Here is a 15,783-nt window from a genome sequence, read left to right as displayed (position 1 = left end):
CATGAACAGTAGCGGTAGCCCCCTTCATCAAGAATCAGCTTCTGAGGTTAGCGGGGGCGATACCAAGACGCGTAAGCGCCCACGCCCGGGCGAGCGTCGTTTACAAATTCTGCAAATTTTGGCCGAGATGTTGCAAAACCCAAGTGGGGATCGCGTCACCACAGCCGCTTTGGCTGCCAAGATTGGCGTTTCAGAGGCTGCTCTCTATCGACATTTTGCTAGTAAGGCGCAAATGTTTGAGGGATTAATAGCATTTATCGAGCAAACCATTTTTGGACTGATTAATCAGATCAATCAAAAAGAGGAATTGGGCATTGCACAAGTGAAGGGGATGGTGCAAATGCTCTTGGTTTTTGCTGAGAAAAATCCTGGTATGGTGCGCGTTTTATTGGGCGACGCATTGCTGCAGGAAGACGAGCGGCTACAAGAGCGTATCAATCAAGTTTTGGATCGCGTCGAAACATCCTTAAAGCAATCATTGCGGATTGCACAGAGTCAACATCAGGATGGAGCTGTTACCGATACGGCTGGCTTGCAGTCTGCGCTTCTGATGAGTTATGTGGTTGGTCGCTGGCATCGCTTTGCTCGAAGTGGTTTTAAGAAGTTACCCAGCGAAGGAATTGAGCCAAGCCTACGAATTCTGCTGACTGCATGAGTGAGTTGTATCTTTCAAAGAAAACCTATCATTTTGATGCACCGCTGAGGTTGCAAAGCGGCGCTAGCATTAGTCAATACGATTTAGTCGTTGAGACTTATGGACGGCTGAATGTAAATGCAAGCAATGCGGTTCTAATTTGCCATGCGCTCAATGCATCGCATCACGTTGCAGGCATTGATCCAGACAGTGCCAATGAGTTGGGTTGGTGGGACAACATGGTTGGACCTGGCAAGCCAGTCGATACCAATCACTTTTTTGTGATTGGGGTAAATAATCTAGGCTCATGTTTTGGCTCAACGGGCCCGATGAGCATTAACCCACAAACCAATGAACCCTATGGGGCTCGCTTTCCAGTGCTCACCGTTGAGGATTGGGTTAACGCACAAGCACGTTTAGCCGATCAGATGGGGATTGAGAAGTTTGCGGCGGTTATGGGGGGCAGTTTAGGTGGTATGCAGGCCATGTCATGGGCGATCCAATATCCAGAGCGTGTTGCCCATTGTGTGGTTATTGCCTCGACGCCAAAGCTTAGTGCACAAAATATCGCATTTAATGAGGTTGCGCGCAATGCAATTTTGTCAGACCCTGATTTTTATGGCGGCGATTATTACAAGCATGGCGTCGTTCCCAAGCGAGGCTTGCGCTTAGCGCGGATGGTGGGACATATTACTTATCTATCAGACGATGATATGGCTGAAAAGTTTGGGCGTGATTTGCAGCGCTTAGCTGGCGCGCCAGACGAATATCGTTTTAGTTTTGATGTGGAGTTTGCCGTTGAGAGTTATTTGCGGCATCAGGGCGATAAGTTCTCGGGATATTTTGATGCCAATACGTATTTGCTAATTACGCGTGCGCTAGACTATTTTGATCCAGCAAAACGTCATCAGGGGGACTTGAGTCAAGCCCTAGCGCATGCTCAAGCTAAATTTTTAGTCATCAGTTTTTCAACGGACTGGCGGTTTTCACCTGATCGTAGTCGCGAAATCGTGCAAGCTCTACTCAACAACAAAGCAGATGTGAGCTATGCTGAAATTGATGCACCGCATGGACATGATGCATTCTTGCTTAATGATGAGCGCTACCATCGCCTAGTGCGAGCCTATTTTGCGACGATGGCGGGGGCGCAATGCAATTAAGATCTGATTTTGATGCGATCGCTAATTGGGTTGAAACGAACAGCTCTTTACTAGACTTGGGTTGTGGTGATGGATCGTTCCTCGAGTTCATTCGTACAAAGCGTCAAGCGATTACTTATGGTGTTGAAATTAAAGATAGCGCGGTATTGGCGTGTGTGGAAAAGGGCTTAAACGTAATCCAGCAGGATTTAGAAGGTGGTTTAGCGCTTTTCAAGGATCAAAGCTTTGATACTGTTGTGCTGTCTCAAACTCTACAGACGATCCATCAAACCGAGCGAATCTTGCGTGAGGTGGTGCGGGTTGGAAAGCAATGCGTTGTATCTTTCCCAAACTTTGGACACTGGTCACACCGCTATGCAGTCGCGCTTGGTCGCATGCCTGTTTCGAAATCCTTGCCCTATGAGTGGTTCAATACCCCCAATGTACGAGTTCTGACCATTGCTGATTTTGAAGCCTTGGCACACAAATTAGGAATTGAGATTTTGGGGCGGGTTGTTTTGCATCATGGCAAGACAGTCCACTGGTTACCTAATTTATTTGGTAGCTTAGCAATCTACCGCGTGCGTGGAGCCAAATAGCATTCGCTCGTGGTTCAGTGATTTACGGGTCTATTTTGAGTGGCCTAGTATTCGTATTTTCTTTTTAGGATTCTCGGCCGGTCTTCCACTTCTCTTAGTATTGGGCACCTTAAGTTTTCGTTTAAGGGAGCTTGGCATTGATCGCAGCACCATTGGCTATTTATCGTGGGTGGGTCTGTTCTATGCTGGTAAATGGCTCTGGGCTCCCTTAGTGGACCGGGTACCAATTCCTGGGGTTACAAAATACTTAGGGCGTCGGCGCAGTTGGTTGCTATTCGCTCAAGCGCTCATCATGATTGGTCTAGTCGGTATGGCCATGAACGATCCTAAACAAGATTTACAGATCATTATTTGGTTTGCATTGTTGGTTGCCTTTGCTTCAGCCACACAAGATATTGCACTGGATGCCTTTCGGATCGAGTCGGCCAAGCCAGAGTACCAGGCTGCTTTAGCAGCGAGTTATCAAACGGGCTATCGCTTAGCCATGATTTGGGCAGGAGCTGGAGCATTGTGGCTGGCGGCCCGTGCTGAAGAAAGCACCAGCCTCTACTTTGCCAACGCTTGGCAATTTGCGTATTTGGTAATGGCATTGTCGATGGGCGTTGGTGTGATCACCACTTTACTAAGCCCTGAGCCCCAAATGGTTCAGCTACCCAAAGCGCGTACCACAGGCGAGTGGTTGCACCAAACCCTGATTCAGCCATTTGCAGATTTTATTGGCCGCTACCGCTGGCATGCTCTTTTGATTCTGGCACTGATTGCGGTCTACCGCATCAGTGATGTTGTGATGGGGATTATGGCGAACCCGTTTTATGTGGATATGGGCTATACCAAGGATGAGGTGGCGGCAGTCACTAAAGTATTTGGGGTCATCATGACCCTATTGGGCGCATTTATTGGTGGGGTTCTGGCGCTGCGTTTTGGAGTGATGCGCATTCTGTTTTTAGGAGCCATTCTCTCGGCGGCCAGCAATTTTCTTTTTGCATGGCTCAGTACGCGAGGCCATGATCTGACCGGTTTAGTTTGGGTGATCTCAGCCGATAATCTGAGCTCCGGCATTGCGTCAGCTGCGTTTATCGCCTACCTTTCTTCATTAACCAATGTGCAATATTCAGCAACGCAATACGCATTATTTAGTTCGATGATGCTGTTGCTGCCAAAATGGCTGGCAGGATTTTCTGGGGTGTATGTCGATCGCTTTGGCTATGAGAGCTTTTTTATTTCAACCGCATTGATTGGTATCCCAGTACTCATCTTGATTGGAATCGCGATTCGGATGCAGGCTAAAGTTTCCAGTCATATTCAATCGTAAGCGGCGCATGGTCTGAGAAGCGCTGTTTTTTATAAACACTCGCCTTCTTAGCGGATTTGCCAAACTCTGGTGTGGCGATTTGATAATCAATGCGCCATCCAACATTATTGGTATACGCTTGGCCGCGCTGACTCCACCAGGTATAACAAGTGTCACTCGCATGAGGCTCGAGATGTCGATAGACGTCCATATAGCCTTCTTCGGTAAACAGTCTGGTTAGCCAAGCGCGCTCTTCCGGTAAGAACCCAGAATTTTTTAAATTACCTTTCCAGTTTTTAAGATCAATCTCTTGATGCGCAATGTTGACATCCCCGCACAAAACAATTTGCCGCCCTTTGTTTCGAAGTTTGATGAGGTGGGGTAAAAACGCATCTAGAAAACGAAATTTAGCCTCTTGTCGTTCAGGAGAACTTGAGCCAGAAGGCATGTAGACCGAGACCACTGACAGGGAGCCTATCGAGATCTCGACATAGCGCCCTTCGGCATCAAATTCAGGGTTACCAAAACCAATTTGTAAGTCATCGATGGGATGAGGGGTGAAGATCCCGGAGCCACTATACCCTTTTTTCTCGGCGTAATGGAAATAGGTATTTAGTCCATCGGGTGAGAGGATTGTGCTTTCTAGGTCAGCTTCTTGAGCCTTGAGTTCTTGGACACAGATAAAATCAGCACGCTGATCCTGCATCCACTCCATAAAGCCTTTTTTGGCTGCTGAGCGAATACCATTGAGATTGGCAGAAATGATGCGTAACATACAGGCCTATGAGTGTAAATTCAGAACAAATTCAATCGGACTTTATTCAATTCGCGCTTGAGGCAAAAGTATTGTCCTTTGGCGAGTTTAAAACGAAGGCTGGGCGACTGTCCCCCTATTTTTTTAATGCCGGACTCTTTAATGATGGTGCACATCTGGGAAGGCTAGGTGAGTTTTATGCCCAAGCACTACTGGAATCCAAAATTGATTTTGATATGCTCTTTGGGCCCGCATACAAGGGCATTACTTTGGCGGCGAGTACGGCAATCGCACTAGCGCATGCCGGTTGTAATACCCCGTTTGCCTATAACCGCAAAGAGGCCAAAGATCACGGTGAAGGCGGAACCCTGATTGGTGCTCCAGTTTGTGGTCGGGTTGTCATTATTGATGATGTGATTTCAGCGGGCACCTCGGTGCGTGAGTCGGTTGATTTAATTGAACGGGCCGGTGCCAAGCCCTGCGCGGTATTAATTGCGCTCGATCGCATGGAAAAATCAGGAGACGCAGTCAACATTGGCCAATATTCTGCGGTACAAAGTGTCGGGCAAGAATTTGGTTTACCAGTAATTGCAATCGCTAATTTGGATAGCTTAATGCGTTATTTACAGCAATCAAATGATCAGCAATTACAAACACATCTACCCGCAGTTCAAAATTACCGCGCTCGATACGGAATTTAAAGCGTATTTAAATCAATTTCGCCCTGATACACGGTTTGAGTGGGTCCGCGCATCAAAACAGGGGCATGGGGATTCTGAAAGCCATCCCACAAAATTTCGAGCTCCCCGCCACGGGTGCTTACCTTCACGGGGGAATCTAGCAGTCCGCGTCGAATGCTCGATACTGCTGCAGCACACGCTCCGGTGCCGCACGATAGGGTCTCGCCTACCCCACGTTCATAAACTCGTAATCGAATTGAATGGCGATCAATCACCTGCATGAAGCCAGCGTTGACTCGATTTGGAAAAGCAGGGTGTGACTCAATGAGAGCACCATCCGTTAATACTGGTGCGCTATCAATATCTTCGACCACTTGAACGGCATGAGGGTTACCCATTGATACAGCAGCAATCCAATCGGCATGTGCACCGCTATTGCGGCTAAGTGGAAGCGCATAAAGAGTTTCGTGTAATTCTTGTTTGCTTGTAAGGCCCGAGGGATCAAATGGAATATCGTGAGGGGCAAAGACGGGGCTGCCCATATCAACTTCTACATATCCGTTCGTTAAGCGTTTAAGCGTTAGAAGACCATTGCGCACCTCAACCCGGATTTGGTCTTTAGTGCTGAGGCCTTCTTCATGAACAAAGCGAACAAAGCATCTCGAACCATTGCCGCATTGCTCCACTTCACCGCCGTCTGCATTCAAGATGCGGTATTTAAAATCAACATCCGGCAGGTTACTTTGCTCCACGAGCAAGATTTGATCGGCCCCGATACCAAGTTGGCGATGTGCTAGCTTGCGCCAAATGCTTGGGGTTATCGATCGAATGTCTTGGCGAGTCGCGTCAATCACAATAAAGTCATTGCCGGCGCCATGCATTTTGGTAAAACGTAATCGACTCATAACATGCGTTCAGTGTATGTGACTAATCATACAAGCTTATCTCCCCTGGAGGGCGATATTTGAAGCGCTTATGAACCCAATAGTATTCAGCAGGCCGTTTACGAATTTCTTCTTCAAAGTATTGATTTAACCGAGCAGTGTCAGATACCGGGTCATCGCTTGGAAAATCGGGTAGCGCTTTATGGATTTTGCAAATGTATTTACTCTTATCCGCATTCAGTGTTGTGATCATCAAACATACTTCCGCATCACATGCTTTTGCTAGACGCGATATTGCAGTGATTGTATTGGTTGGTATGCCAAAAAAGGGTACAAAAACCGAGTCTTTAGGACCAAGATCAATATCGGGGGCAATGACGACAAAATTACCTTTACGAATTTCTCGAATTAAGTCAAAAAGTCTATTTTGTCGATTAATAGACTTCGCACCGAAGCGATTACGCCATTCAATAATTTTTTGATTGAAAAATGGGTTCTTCATATTTTGATAAAAGCCAGCACCACGCTGCCAGCCATTTTTTTCCCCAAGGGCGGAGAGCGCCATGAATCCACATTCAAAGCCGACAAAGTGGGGGATCACCAAAATCCGAGGTTTGTTATCTCCCAAAGGAATTTCGGTCTCAATGTCGACCATCGAGAAAATTTGTTCTGCACTGCCAAGCCAAACACGGCTGCGCTCAATCACTGCACGACCCAATAGGCGCCAGTGCTCATTAGCTAAGGTTTGTAGTTGATCGGTGGCGAGATTTGGAAAACACAGTTCTAAATTACGAAGAACAACATATTTACGTTGGTGAGGCAGTCGCCCAAATAGTGATCCGAGGCTGTACCCAATTTGAACGGTCCATGCGTAGGGCAGGAAAGCAAAAAGCTTAAGAATGCTCAGGCCAATGTAATTGAGGAGGGTATGTAGCCAGCTCATCGAGTGATTAGTCTTGGGGCGGAAGCTCGGCGCCCTCGGGGTGTTTATAACGGTTGTACGACCAAATAAATTGCTCTGGAGCCTCAAGAATAACTACTTCAATCGCCTCGTTCATTTGAGTGGCCGCCTGATAGGGATCTTCTGAAAATGCCTTTAGGCGTTGCGTTTTAATGATCCAGCCTTGGCCAAGCGATTTGCGAATGGCTGAAAACAAGATGACAGGGGTTTGATTGCGATTCGCTAACCGAGCGGGCAGTGGGGTCGTGTAAGCATAGCGATTAAAAAACTTTACCCACACCCCATCGCCGCCACTGGGCACCTGATCTGGAAGAATGCCAATCGCCTCGCCCTCTTGAAGGGCTTTGACCATTTTTCGCACTCCTTGCAGATTGGTGGGTACAAAGTGCATATTGGGATAGGCGCGCTGCTCTTCGATCAGATGATTTAACCATTCTTGACGGGCCGGCCGATACAAGATGGTGGCCGGGAAATGATTTGCCAATATGCGGGGAATGATTTCAAAGCCGCCAAGATGGGGTGTGAGCATCACCAAGCCCTTGCCCTCCTGAACTGCTTGATCGACTGGGCTCCAGTCTTGAATATGAGCGCGTGAAAGTGCTTTTTGGGGGTTATGCCAGATCCAAAGGCTATCGATAAAAAGCATGCCAGAGGCTGCAGCCGCTTTCCATGGATGAGTTGTCTTGCCATGAAGTTGCATCGCATAGCGATAGTTTTCTTGAAATAAGCCACGAAAATGAGAGGAAAAGGCATAGGCCATCATTCCGCCCAAGCCACCCAGAATCTGAGCCAAACTCAAGGGGAGACTGGCGATACCTTTTAGAATGAAATTCAAAGCCCACTGTGACATTTGCTAATGATATTCAATTCACTATGCGATTTGGCGGCCAGTCCATAGATGCGATAGAATTTAGTTATTCGCCGAGTTAAAGACAACTTGCGGGGCGAATTAAAAAAATCTGCTAAAGCGTCGCCGTTGTATTCCCCGGCACGTGGTGTTGTCAGTGCTTAATTAAATGGAGAATAGAATGGCTAATGATTATTTCTTTACCTCAGAATCGGTTTCTGAGGGACATCCCGATAAAGTTGCAGACCAAATCTCAGATTCAATTTTAGATGCGATCTTGGCACAAGATCCAAAGGCACGTGTTGCCGCTGAGACACTTTGTAATACTGGCTTAGTAGTTCTCGCTGGTGAAATTACCACCAATGCTAATGTTGATTACATTCAAGTCGCACGCAATACCCTGCGCGAGATTGGCTATGACAACACTGAATACGGCATCGATTACAAAGGCTGCGCAGTTTTGGTGGCTTATGACAAACAAAGTCCAGACATTGCGCAAGGTGTTGATAAAGCGCACGATGATGGCTTAGATCAAGGTGCAGGCGATCAAGGATTAATGTTTGGTTATGCCTGCGATGAGACCCCTGAGTTAATGCCCCTTCCAATTTATTTGTCGCACCGTCTAGTCGAGCGCCAATCTCAATTGCGTCGCGATGGGCGTCTAAATTGGCTACGCCCCGATGCAAAATCCCAAGTGACCTTGCGCTATGTCAATGGAAAGCCTGACTCGATTGATACGGTAGTGCTATCGACACAGCATGCTGCGGATATTCCTTTGGAGAAATTACGTGAAGCAGTGATTGAAGAAATTATCAAACCCGTTTTACCCAAGCATTTAATCAAGGGCGATATTAAATATTTAGTAAACCCAACCGGTCGTTTTGTGATTGGCGGCCCCCAAGGCGATTGCGGTCTCACCGGACGCAAAATTATTGTGGATACTTACGGTGGCGCAGCTCCTCACGGTGGCGGTGCATTTTCTGGGAAAGATCCATCCAAGGTGGATCGATCGGCTGCCTATGCTGGCCGCTATGTAGCCAAGAATGTGGTCGCTGCAGGTCTGGCAAGTAAATGCCTCATTCAGATCTCGTATGCGATTGGTGTGGCACGTCCTACATCGGTCATGGTTAGCACCTTTGGTACTGGCAAGATTGCGGATGAGCAGATTGCAAAACTTGTATCTGAGCATTTTGATCTGCGTCCGAAGGGTATTGTGAAAATGCTTGATCTCTTGCGGCCTATTTATAAAAAGACCGCTGCATATGGCCATTTTGGCCGCGAGGAGCCGGAATTCACATGGGAGCGCAAGGACAAGGCGGCTGCTTTGAAGGCTGCCGCAGGCCTCTAGTCCAAAATTGATTACAATTTAGGCAATTCCTTCAAGGAGCGTTGCAAGGGACGCATCGTCGCCCCCCAGGCTTGAAGGGGAGTTACTTAGTAACTTCATTGCAACTGCGCTCGCTAACCCGAATGCTGGCGGTTAGCGAGTCACTATTGGCTCCGCTGGCGTTCTTTAGCTGGAGCTATTCATGAATACCGTTGCTGATTTAAAGTTAAATGGCGATTTTGCAATTGCCGATATTGGCTTAGCCGACTTTGGCCGTAAAGAAATCAAAATTGCTGAAACCGAGATGCCTGGTTTGATGGCGATTCGTGAAGAGTTTGCCGCCAAGCAGCCATTGCGCGGCGCGCGCATCACCGGATCGCTACACATGACCATTCAAACTGCGGTTCTGATTGAAACGCTTGAGGCCTTGGGTGCCGAAGTGCGCTGGGCATCATGCAATATTTTTTCAACACAAGACCATGCTGCTGCCGCGATCGCTGCGAATGGCACCCCAGTATTTGCGATTAAAGGTGAGACCCTCGAGCAGTATTGGGATTTCACTCATAAGATCTTTGAGTGGGCCGATGGTGGATACAGCAATATGATCTTGGATGACGGTGGTGACGCAACCCTGTTGCTACACCTAGGCAGTAAGGCTGAAAAAGACCAAGCCGTTCTGAACCATCCAACGAGCGAAGAGGAACGTATTCTCTTTGCGGCGATTAAGAGTAAATTGGCGATCGACCCCACATGGTACTCAACCCGGTTAGCGAAGATTAACGGCGTTACCGAAGAAACCACAACGGGTGTGCATCGTCTTTATCAAATGCACGCCAAAGGCGAATTGCATTTCCCAGCCATTAACGTCAATGACTCAGTTACTAAGAGCAAATTTGATAATTTGTACGGCTGCCGCGAATCCTTAGTCGATGCGATCAAGCGCGCAACTGACGTGATGATTGCCGGCAAAATTGCTGTTGTCGCTGGCTATGGTGATGTGGGTAAAGGCTCAGCTCAAGCATTGCGAGCTCTCTCAGCTCAAGTATGGGTTACAGAGGTTGATCCAATCTGTGCGCTTCAGGCCGCGATGGAAGGATATCGCGTAGTCACAATGGAGTATGCTGCCGATAAAGCCGATATTTTTGTGACCGCGACCGGCAATTACCATGTCATCACACACGATCACATGAAGAAGATGAAAGACCAGGCGATTGTGTGCAATATCGGTCACTTTGATAACGAAATTGATATTGCTAGTATTGAAAAATACCAATGGGAAGAAATTAAGCCACAGGTTGATCACGTGATCTTCCCAGCAGCCAATGGCCTTCCAGAAAAGCGTCTCATTATTTTGGCCAAGGGCCGCTTAGTAAACTTGGGCTGCGGCACTGGACACCCCTCATATGTCATGAGTTCTTCGTTTGCTAATCAAGTGATTGCGCAGATTGAGCTCTGGGGTGCGGCAGGGACGAATAAATATCCTGTTGGGGTCTATACCTTGCCTAAGCATTTAGATGAAAAGGTTGCTCGTTTGCAATTGAAGAAGTTGAACGCACAGTTAACGGAGCTTTCGGATCAACAAGCGGCTTACATTGGCGTTAAGAAAGAAGGCCCATTTAAGCCCGAAACTTATCGTTATTAAAAAGCTAAAGGGTTTGCTATGGAATTAAGCGTCGAGTTCTTCCCCCCCAAAACCCCGGAGGGGGAGGCACGCTTGTTGCAAACGCGAGAGCGAATCACAGCGGCACTGCAGCCCGCCTTTTATTCGGTGACTTTTGGTGCGGGTGGTTCGACTCAATCGGGAACTTTGCAGACCGTTGAGGCAATTCATCGGGCGGGGGAGGTGGTAGCTCCTCATTTATCGTGTGTGGGTAGCTCTAAGGAATTAATTGGGAAACTTCTTGCACAATACAAGGTGTTGGGTATCAAACGAATTGTGGCCTTACGTGGTGATTTACCTTCTGGTATGGGGCAATACGGTGAGCTGCAGCATGCCAATCAGTTAGTGGAATTTATTCGCCAAGAGACCGGTGACTGGTTTCATATTGAGGTAGCCGCTTATCCCGAGACCCATCCGCAGGCGCAGTCGCCCAGCAAGGATGTCGCCTACTTTGCCCAAAAAATTAAGGCGGGCGCTAACTCAGCAATTACCCAATACTTTTTTAACAGCGATGCGTATTTTCGGTTTGTAGATGACGCTTATCAATTAGGTGTTGATGTACCTGTGGTTGCCGGCATTATGCCGATTACCAGTAGTACCCAATTGCTACGTTTTTCAGATGCATGCGGCGCAGAAATACCGCGCTGGATTCGTCTGCGTCTTTTGGCATACGGCGATGACAGCGCTTCGATTAAAGCCTTTGGCGAGGATGTGGTGAGCGCATTGTGCGAGCAACTTATCGTTGCTGGAGTGCCTGGACTACATTTTTACTCGCTAAACCAAGCAGAGCCCGTGATTCGTATTGCTCAGAATCTACAATTGGACCAAGCATCTAAGACTTAATCGAGCTTCGATAGATACCAGAGTTTGTGACCACCAAATCAAGCGCCTGATCATGAACCTCGGGGGTCCAGCGATCAAGATCTAGTGCCTGCCAGTCAAATGCGATGCCAATCGTTGTGAATCGATGCCCCGCCTGCTTCAAAGAAGCAATGGTACGATCAAAATAACCTCCTCCATAGCCAAGCCGCCAGTATTGGTTCTGATAATTGAGCCACCCAACACAGGGAATCAGGATGCAGTCGGGGGTCTTACTTTCCACACCGCTTGCAGTCGGATCGGGTTCCGCAATCCCATAGGTATTGAGAATCAGGGGGTCAGAGTCCGACCAGGTATAAAAGCTTAATTGCCGATCGGGTCTAACTTTGGGTAATAGGAGGTATCGATTCGGGTTTGAGGATCGCCATTCACGCAGGGGCTCGCGTAGATCAAGTTCGTCACGATAAGGCCAGCAAAATGCAATGGATTGATATGCCCCTGCTTCTTGAAGTAGAAATTGACTGAAATACGATAAAAAATGGGCATGTGCAGGATCAAATTCGGGGGATTGAGCAAATGATGCGCGCCGCCTCAAAAGATCCTGTCGAATTTGATGAATAGGGGTATGCATAGCACTTATTATCGGGTGAAAATAACAAAATGACCCAAAATTTTGCTTTTATGCCAAAACCTCCGATCAAGCATTTTCTTCTTTTTGCAATCCTAGTACTTTGCTTGGGAGGCTGGGAAAGTGGCTTTGCTAAAAAGCCAAATCTCAACAAATCTTCCCAAGGTCAGCCAACTCCTTTTGAGATCACAGAAGCTGATAAATTATTTATTGAGCTACGCGATGCTGCACGGCGTAATGATGTACCAAAAACCCAACAGCTCTCAGCGCAATTAAGTAACTATCCGGATACGGATTATGTGAGGTATTTTCGAATCAAACCCCAAATGTTTGATAGGGGAAATGAGGCGCGGGCAGATTCCTCGGTCGACGAAGAGGTTGGGGCTTTTCTAAAAACCTATGAGGGGACTGCGATTGGTGATCGCATGCGTAACGATTGGCTACTAGTTCTTGGCAAGCGAAAAGATTGGACCCAATTTGATCGAGAGTATCCAAAGTTTGTTTTGGATGACGATACGAATGTGAAGTGTTATGCGCTTCATTCACGGCTGATAAAGCAAGAGGACGCAAAGCGTGTTGGTCAAGATACACTCAAAATCATGGTTGATCCTCGCCAGTTTGGGTCTGCTTGCCAAGAGTTGGTGCCTGCATTAGTCCAGGCAAATGGCCTATCCAACTCTCAGGCAAGAGCGCTTGGTCGCGCTGCTGCTGAAATGAATTTTGAAACCGCAGGGCGACGCATCGGCGGAGAGGATCCGATTGCTAGCATAGTGCGTAGCGCAAGAGCAGACTCAACTAAAACGTATCGTGACTTCTTGCAAACTAGCTTGCGCTATAGCAAAGAAGATCAAGCGATGGCATGGGGTGTGATTGGGCAATTTTTAGCAAAGCGCTTAGATCGCAACGCATACGATGCCTATCGGCGTCAACAGCAATTAGGCTTTAATTCTTTACTATCCGCAGAAACTCAGGAATGGAAAGTTCGTACGGCTTTACGGGCTCACGATTGGCAGCTGGTGCGCGAGTCGATTGAATCCATGAATACGGTCGTTCGCGAACGCGATCCAGCTTGGACTTATTGGTACGGCAGATCATTAAAAGAGTTGGGCGATCCCGAGAAAGCCAATGTGCAGTTTCAGTTGCTGGAAGACCAATTTAATTTTTATGGACAGTTAGCCCGCGAGGAGTTGGGTAAGCCTATTGTGATTCCGCCCAAAGTGAAAGTTAGCGACGGGGAAATTAAGGAGATGGGTAAGCGCCCTGGGTTTACTCGGGCTGAGCGTTTTTACGCCATGAATCTTCGCTTTGAAGGAAATCGTGAATGGAACTGGGAGTTACGTGGCATGAGCGATCGCCAGTTATTAGCCGCTGCAGAATATGCCAAACGCATCCATTTATATGATCGTACGGTCAATACGGCCGATCGTACCAAAGGCGAGCATGATTTTGCCCTGCGTTATCCAATGCCCTTTAAAGATCAACTCAGTCCAATTGCTAAAAACATCGACTTGAACTTAGCCTGGGCTTATGGTTTGATCCGTCAAGAGTCTCGGTTCATTACCAACGCCTCATCATCAGTGGGCGCTTCGGGTTTGATGCAGGTGATGCCCAATACCGCCAAGTATGTTGCTAAGAAAATCGGTATGAATTCCTATACCAATGAACGTCTCAAAGAAACGCAAACAAATTTGACCTTGGGAAGCCATTACTTAAATATGGTTTTAAAAGACCTTGATGACTCTTGGGTATTGGCGTCTGCCGCCTACAATGCCGGCCCATCACGGCCAAAATCGTGGCGAGAGAGATTAAACCAATCCACTGAAGGAGCAATTTTTGTGGAATCGATTCCCTTTAATGAGACACGTACTTATGTGAAGAATGTACTCGCCAATGCGAGCTACTATTCACTTTTAATGGATGGACAAACCACTCCCATGAAACAACGCCTGGGAGTGATTGCTCCTAAAACTGCCGTATTGAGTGAACTACCATGAAACATGACATTTTATTAATTGGCGGGAGCGGCTTTGTTGGCAAGGCAATTAGCCAGAAGCTGCAAAGTAAAGGCTACTCCGTATTGATTCCATCGCGGCGTTATAGCGCTATGCGAGACCTACGGCTATTACCTAGTGTGACCTTAGTTGAAGCAGATGTAAATCAGCCTGGGGTTATTGAACGATTGTGCGGACACGTAAAGCCACACGGAGCGGTTATCAACCTAGTTGGTATCTTGCAAGATCAAGTAGCAAAACCATATGGCCCTGGTTTTAAAAGAGCTCATGTGGATTTACCTCAGATGATCATTGAGGCCATGAAAGCCAAAAAGCTCAGACGCTATTTGCACATGAGCGCTTTGGGTGCCGACTCGAATGGCCCTTCCATGTATCAACGCAGTAAGGGCGACGGTGAAAATCGGGTGCTAGCCAGCGGTTTAGATTGGACCATTTTTAGACCATCGGTCATTTTTGGAGAGCATGATCAGTTCATTAATACATTTGCTAATCTAGCGAAGGTATTCCCAGTGATTCCATTGGCATATTCACATGCCAAGTTTCAGCCGGTAAGCGTAAACGATGTTGCCAGTGCATTTGTCATGGCATTAACTCACCCTAATACCATTCATCAGACCTATGATTTGGTCGGTCCTGAAGTGTTCACGATGAAACAATTGGTTGAATTTGCGGCTCGCAAAGCGGGTAAGGATCGTCTCATTGTTTCATTGCCAAATTGGGTTGGATACCTTCAGGCATTGGCATTTGAGTTTGGCCCAGGCCCCACTTTAATGTCCCGTGACAATATTGCCTCCATGAGTATCCCCAATATATTGCCTGCGGGTGGAAAAGACGCTTTGGTTGATGAGTTTAGGATTGCCAAACAGCGTATTGAGAGTTTGCTGACTTGAAGATTTATCAAGTCGGCGGGGCAGTACGGGACCGTTTGCTTGGAAGAGCGGTTCATGATGTCGATTACGTGGTGGTTGGCGGAACTGCCGATGAAATGATGCAAAAAGGATTTCGGCCGGTGGGGAGTCATTTCCCAGTATTTTTGCATCCCATCACCAATGCAGAATACGCACTAGCTAGGACGGAGCGCAAGACAGCGCCGGGTCACCAGGGCTTTACTTTTCATGCAGATCCAAGCGTGACCCTAGAGGAGGATCTGCAACGGCGCGACTTGACCATCAATGCCATGGCCGAAGCAGTCAATGATGTCGGTGAGCCGGTCGGAGAGATCGTTGATCCCTATGGCGGTCAGGTTGATCTGAGGGCGGGCATATTGCGACATGTCTCAAATGCCTTTTTAGAGGACCCTTTAAGGGTATTACGCGTTGCCCGATTTGCAGCACGTTTTCCAGATTTTCATATCGCGCCCGAGACACTCGTTTTCATGGGGCGAATGGTTCGCACGCGTGAGTTAGAAACCTTATCAAAGGAGCGCATCTGGCAAGAGCTAGCGCGTGCCATGGAAGAAACAGATCCACTCCGCTTTATCGAAACACTTAATCAGTGCAATGCCCTATCGGATGTGTTGCCAGCTAGCTTTGAGAAACAGTGGCATCA

General features: G+C 47.6%; 15 protein-coding genes, 1 pseudogene and 1 riboswitch. Of the genes and pseudogenes, 11 read left to right on the top strand and 5 right to left on the bottom strand.

Annotated features, from left to right (window positions below; all coding sequences use genetic code 11):
- Position 1: 1 nt before the first annotated feature.
- From slmA to QUE66_RS08890, 4 genes are read left to right on the top strand one after another with little or no spacing between them, the layout of a single operon-like run.
- A complete protein-coding gene (gene slmA / locus QUE66_RS08905; RefSeq protein ID WP_286223676.1) occupies positions 2-655 on the top strand; it encodes a nucleoid occlusion factor SlmA in 654 nt (217 codons plus the stop codon).
- Entirely contained in the window at positions 652-1,794 is a 1,143-nt protein-coding gene (gene metX, locus QUE66_RS08900) for a homoserine O-succinyltransferase MetX (protein WP_286223675.1), read from the top strand. The genes slmA and metX overlap by 4 nt, the downstream gene beginning before the upstream one ends.
- Positions 1,785-2,372 carry a methionine biosynthesis protein MetW gene (gene metW / locus QUE66_RS08895; protein ID WP_286223674.1) on the top strand — a complete coding sequence of 196 codons (588 nt, stop codon included), beginning with the start codon at positions 1,785-1,787 and terminating at the stop codon, positions 2,370-2,372. The genes metX and metW overlap by 10 nt, the downstream gene beginning before the upstream one ends.
- Positions 2,359-3,684 carry an AmpG family muropeptide MFS transporter gene (locus tag QUE66_RS08890; protein ID WP_286223673.1) on the top strand — a complete coding sequence of 442 codons (1,326 nt, stop codon included), beginning with the start codon at positions 2,359-2,361 and terminating at the stop codon, positions 3,682-3,684. The genes metW and QUE66_RS08890 overlap by 14 nt, the downstream gene beginning before the upstream one ends.
- On the opposite strand, the gene QUE66_RS08885 is transcribed toward QUE66_RS08890, so the two are convergent.
- Entirely contained in the window at positions 3,656-4,438 is a 783-nt protein-coding gene (locus QUE66_RS08885) for an exodeoxyribonuclease III (RefSeq protein WP_286223672.1), read from the bottom strand. The two genes, QUE66_RS08890 and QUE66_RS08885, sit on opposite strands and share 29 nt — an antisense overlap.
- 8 nt (positions 4,439-4,446) lie before the next feature.
- Here QUE66_RS08885 and pyrE point away from each other — a divergent pair, with 8 nt between their 5' ends.
- Positions 4,447-5,118, top strand: coding sequence for an orotate phosphoribosyltransferase (gene pyrE / locus QUE66_RS08880; protein ID WP_286223671.1), 672 nt, complete (start codon positions 4,447-4,449; stop codon positions 5,116-5,118).
- Here pyrE and dapF read toward each other — a convergent pair.
- The 3 genes from dapF to QUE66_RS08865 are packed head-to-tail and all read right to left on the bottom strand — an operon-like array spanning position 5,115 to position 7,792.
- A complete protein-coding gene (gene dapF / locus QUE66_RS08875; RefSeq protein ID WP_286223670.1) occupies positions 5,115-6,002 on the bottom strand; it encodes a diaminopimelate epimerase in 888 nt (295 codons plus the stop codon). The two genes, pyrE and dapF, sit on opposite strands and share 4 nt — an antisense overlap.
- A gap of 22 nt (positions 6,003-6,024) precedes the next feature.
- A complete protein-coding gene (locus QUE66_RS08870; RefSeq protein ID WP_286223669.1) occupies positions 6,025-6,924 on the bottom strand; it encodes an LpxL/LpxP family acyltransferase in 900 nt (299 codons plus the stop codon).
- Positions 6,925-6,931: 7 nt separating this feature from the next.
- Complete coding sequence (locus QUE66_RS08865; RefSeq protein ID WP_286223668.1) at positions 6,932-7,792, bottom strand: lysophospholipid acyltransferase family protein; 861 nt, start codon at positions 7,790-7,792, stop codon at positions 6,932-6,934.
- A 178-nt stretch (positions 7,793-7,970) separates the two neighbouring features.
- Here QUE66_RS08865 and metK point away from each other — a divergent pair, with 178 nt between their 5' ends.
- The 3 genes from metK (at position 7,971) to metF (ending at position 11,619) form a co-directional block, all read left to right on the top strand.
- On the top strand, positions 7,971-9,137 hold the full coding sequence (gene metK, locus QUE66_RS08860) for a methionine adenosyltransferase (RefSeq protein WP_286223667.1): 1,167 nt from the start codon (positions 7,971-7,973) through the stop codon (positions 9,135-9,137).
- Positions 9,138-9,164: 27 nt separating this feature from the next.
- Positions 9,165-9,256: riboswitch (S-adenosyl-L-homocysteine riboswitch) on the top strand.
- Between the two features lie 62 nt (positions 9,257-9,318).
- Positions 9,319-10,758: an adenosylhomocysteinase gene (gene ahcY / locus QUE66_RS08855; protein ID WP_286223666.1), complete on the top strand. Its 1,440-nt coding sequence runs from the start codon at positions 9,319-9,321 to the stop codon at positions 10,756-10,758.
- Between the two features lie 18 nt (positions 10,759-10,776).
- Positions 10,777-11,619, top strand: coding sequence for a methylenetetrahydrofolate reductase [NAD(P)H] (gene metF, locus QUE66_RS08850; protein WP_286223665.1), 843 nt, complete (start codon positions 10,777-10,779; stop codon positions 11,617-11,619).
- Here metF and QUE66_RS08845 read toward each other — a convergent pair.
- Entirely contained in the window at positions 11,609-12,226 is a 618-nt protein-coding gene (locus QUE66_RS08845) for a 5-formyltetrahydrofolate cyclo-ligase (RefSeq protein WP_286223664.1), read from the bottom strand. The two genes, metF and QUE66_RS08845, sit on opposite strands and share 11 nt — an antisense overlap.
- Before the next feature lie 29 nt (positions 12,227-12,255).
- Here QUE66_RS08845 and QUE66_RS08840 point away from each other — a divergent pair, with 29 nt between their 5' ends.
- The 3 genes and pseudogenes from QUE66_RS08840 to QUE66_RS09290 all read left to right on the top strand — a co-directional run.
- Positions 12,256-14,217 (top strand): lytic transglycosylase domain-containing protein, encoded by a 1,962-nt coding sequence (locus tag QUE66_RS08840; protein ID WP_286223663.1) that lies wholly within the window; start codon positions 12,256-12,258, stop codon positions 14,215-14,217.
- On the top strand, positions 14,214-15,125 hold the full coding sequence (locus QUE66_RS08835) for a complex I NDUFA9 subunit family protein (RefSeq protein ID WP_286223662.1): 912 nt from the start codon (positions 14,214-14,216) through the stop codon (positions 15,123-15,125). The genes QUE66_RS08840 and QUE66_RS08835 overlap by 4 nt, the downstream gene beginning before the upstream one ends.
- Positions 15,122-15,757 (top strand): annotated as a pseudogene (locus QUE66_RS09290) (hypothetical protein); the annotation flags it as partial. The gene QUE66_RS08835 and the pseudogene QUE66_RS09290, both read left to right, overlap by 4 nt.
- Positions 15,758-15,783 lie beyond the last annotated feature (26 nt).

Origin of the sequence: Polynucleobacter sp. HIN6, from assembly GCF_030297575.1 — a bacterium.
In the GTDB taxonomy this organism is placed as follows: Bacteria; Pseudomonadota; Gammaproteobacteria; order Burkholderiales; family Burkholderiaceae; genus Polynucleobacter.
Note: the sequence above shows the minus strand (reverse complement) of the source record. Positions and strands in the feature narration are given on the sequence as shown.

Bases quoted from the DNA above. Each gene is read 5' to 3' on its own strand.
- dapF (WP_286223670.1), bottom strand. From the start codon at position 6,002: ATGAGTCGATTACGTTTTACCAAAATGCATGGCGCCGGCAATGACTTT.
- QUE66_RS08870 (WP_286223669.1), bottom strand. From the start codon at position 6,924: ATGAGCTGGCTACATACCCTCCTCAATTACATTGGCCTGAGCATTCTT.
- metX (WP_286223675.1), top strand. From the start codon at position 652: ATGAGTGAGTTGTATCTTTCAAAGAAAACCTATCATTTTGATGCACCG.
- QUE66_RS08835 (WP_286223662.1), top strand. From the start codon at position 14,214: ATGAAACATGACATTTTATTAATTGGCGGGAGCGGCTTTGTTGGCAAG.
- pyrE (WP_286223671.1), top strand. From the start codon at position 4,447: ATGAGTGTAAATTCAGAACAAATTCAATCGGACTTTATTCAATTCGCG.
- metF (WP_286223665.1), top strand. From the start codon at position 10,777: ATGGAATTAAGCGTCGAGTTCTTCCCCCCCAAAACCCCGGAGGGGGAG.
- QUE66_RS08865 (WP_286223668.1), bottom strand. From the start codon at position 7,792: ATGTCACAGTGGGCTTTGAATTTCATTCTAAAAGGTATCGCCAGTCTC.
- ahcY (WP_286223666.1), top strand. From the start codon at position 9,319: ATGAATACCGTTGCTGATTTAAAGTTAAATGGCGATTTTGCAATTGCC.
- slmA (WP_286223676.1), top strand. From the start codon at position 2: ATGAACAGTAGCGGTAGCCCCCTTCATCAAGAATCAGCTTCTGAGGTT.
- metW (WP_286223674.1), top strand. From the start codon at position 1,785: ATGCAATTAAGATCTGATTTTGATGCGATCGCTAATTGGGTTGAAACG.
- QUE66_RS08840 (WP_286223663.1), top strand. From the start codon at position 12,256: ATGACCCAAAATTTTGCTTTTATGCCAAAACCTCCGATCAAGCATTTT.
- QUE66_RS08885 (WP_286223672.1), bottom strand. From the start codon at position 4,438: ATGTTACGCATCATTTCTGCCAATCTCAATGGTATTCGCTCAGCAGCC.
- QUE66_RS08845 (WP_286223664.1), bottom strand. From the start codon at position 12,226: ATGCATACCCCTATTCATCAAATTCGACAGGATCTTTTGAGGCGGCGC.
- metK (WP_286223667.1), top strand. From the start codon at position 7,971: ATGGCTAATGATTATTTCTTTACCTCAGAATCGGTTTCTGAGGGACAT.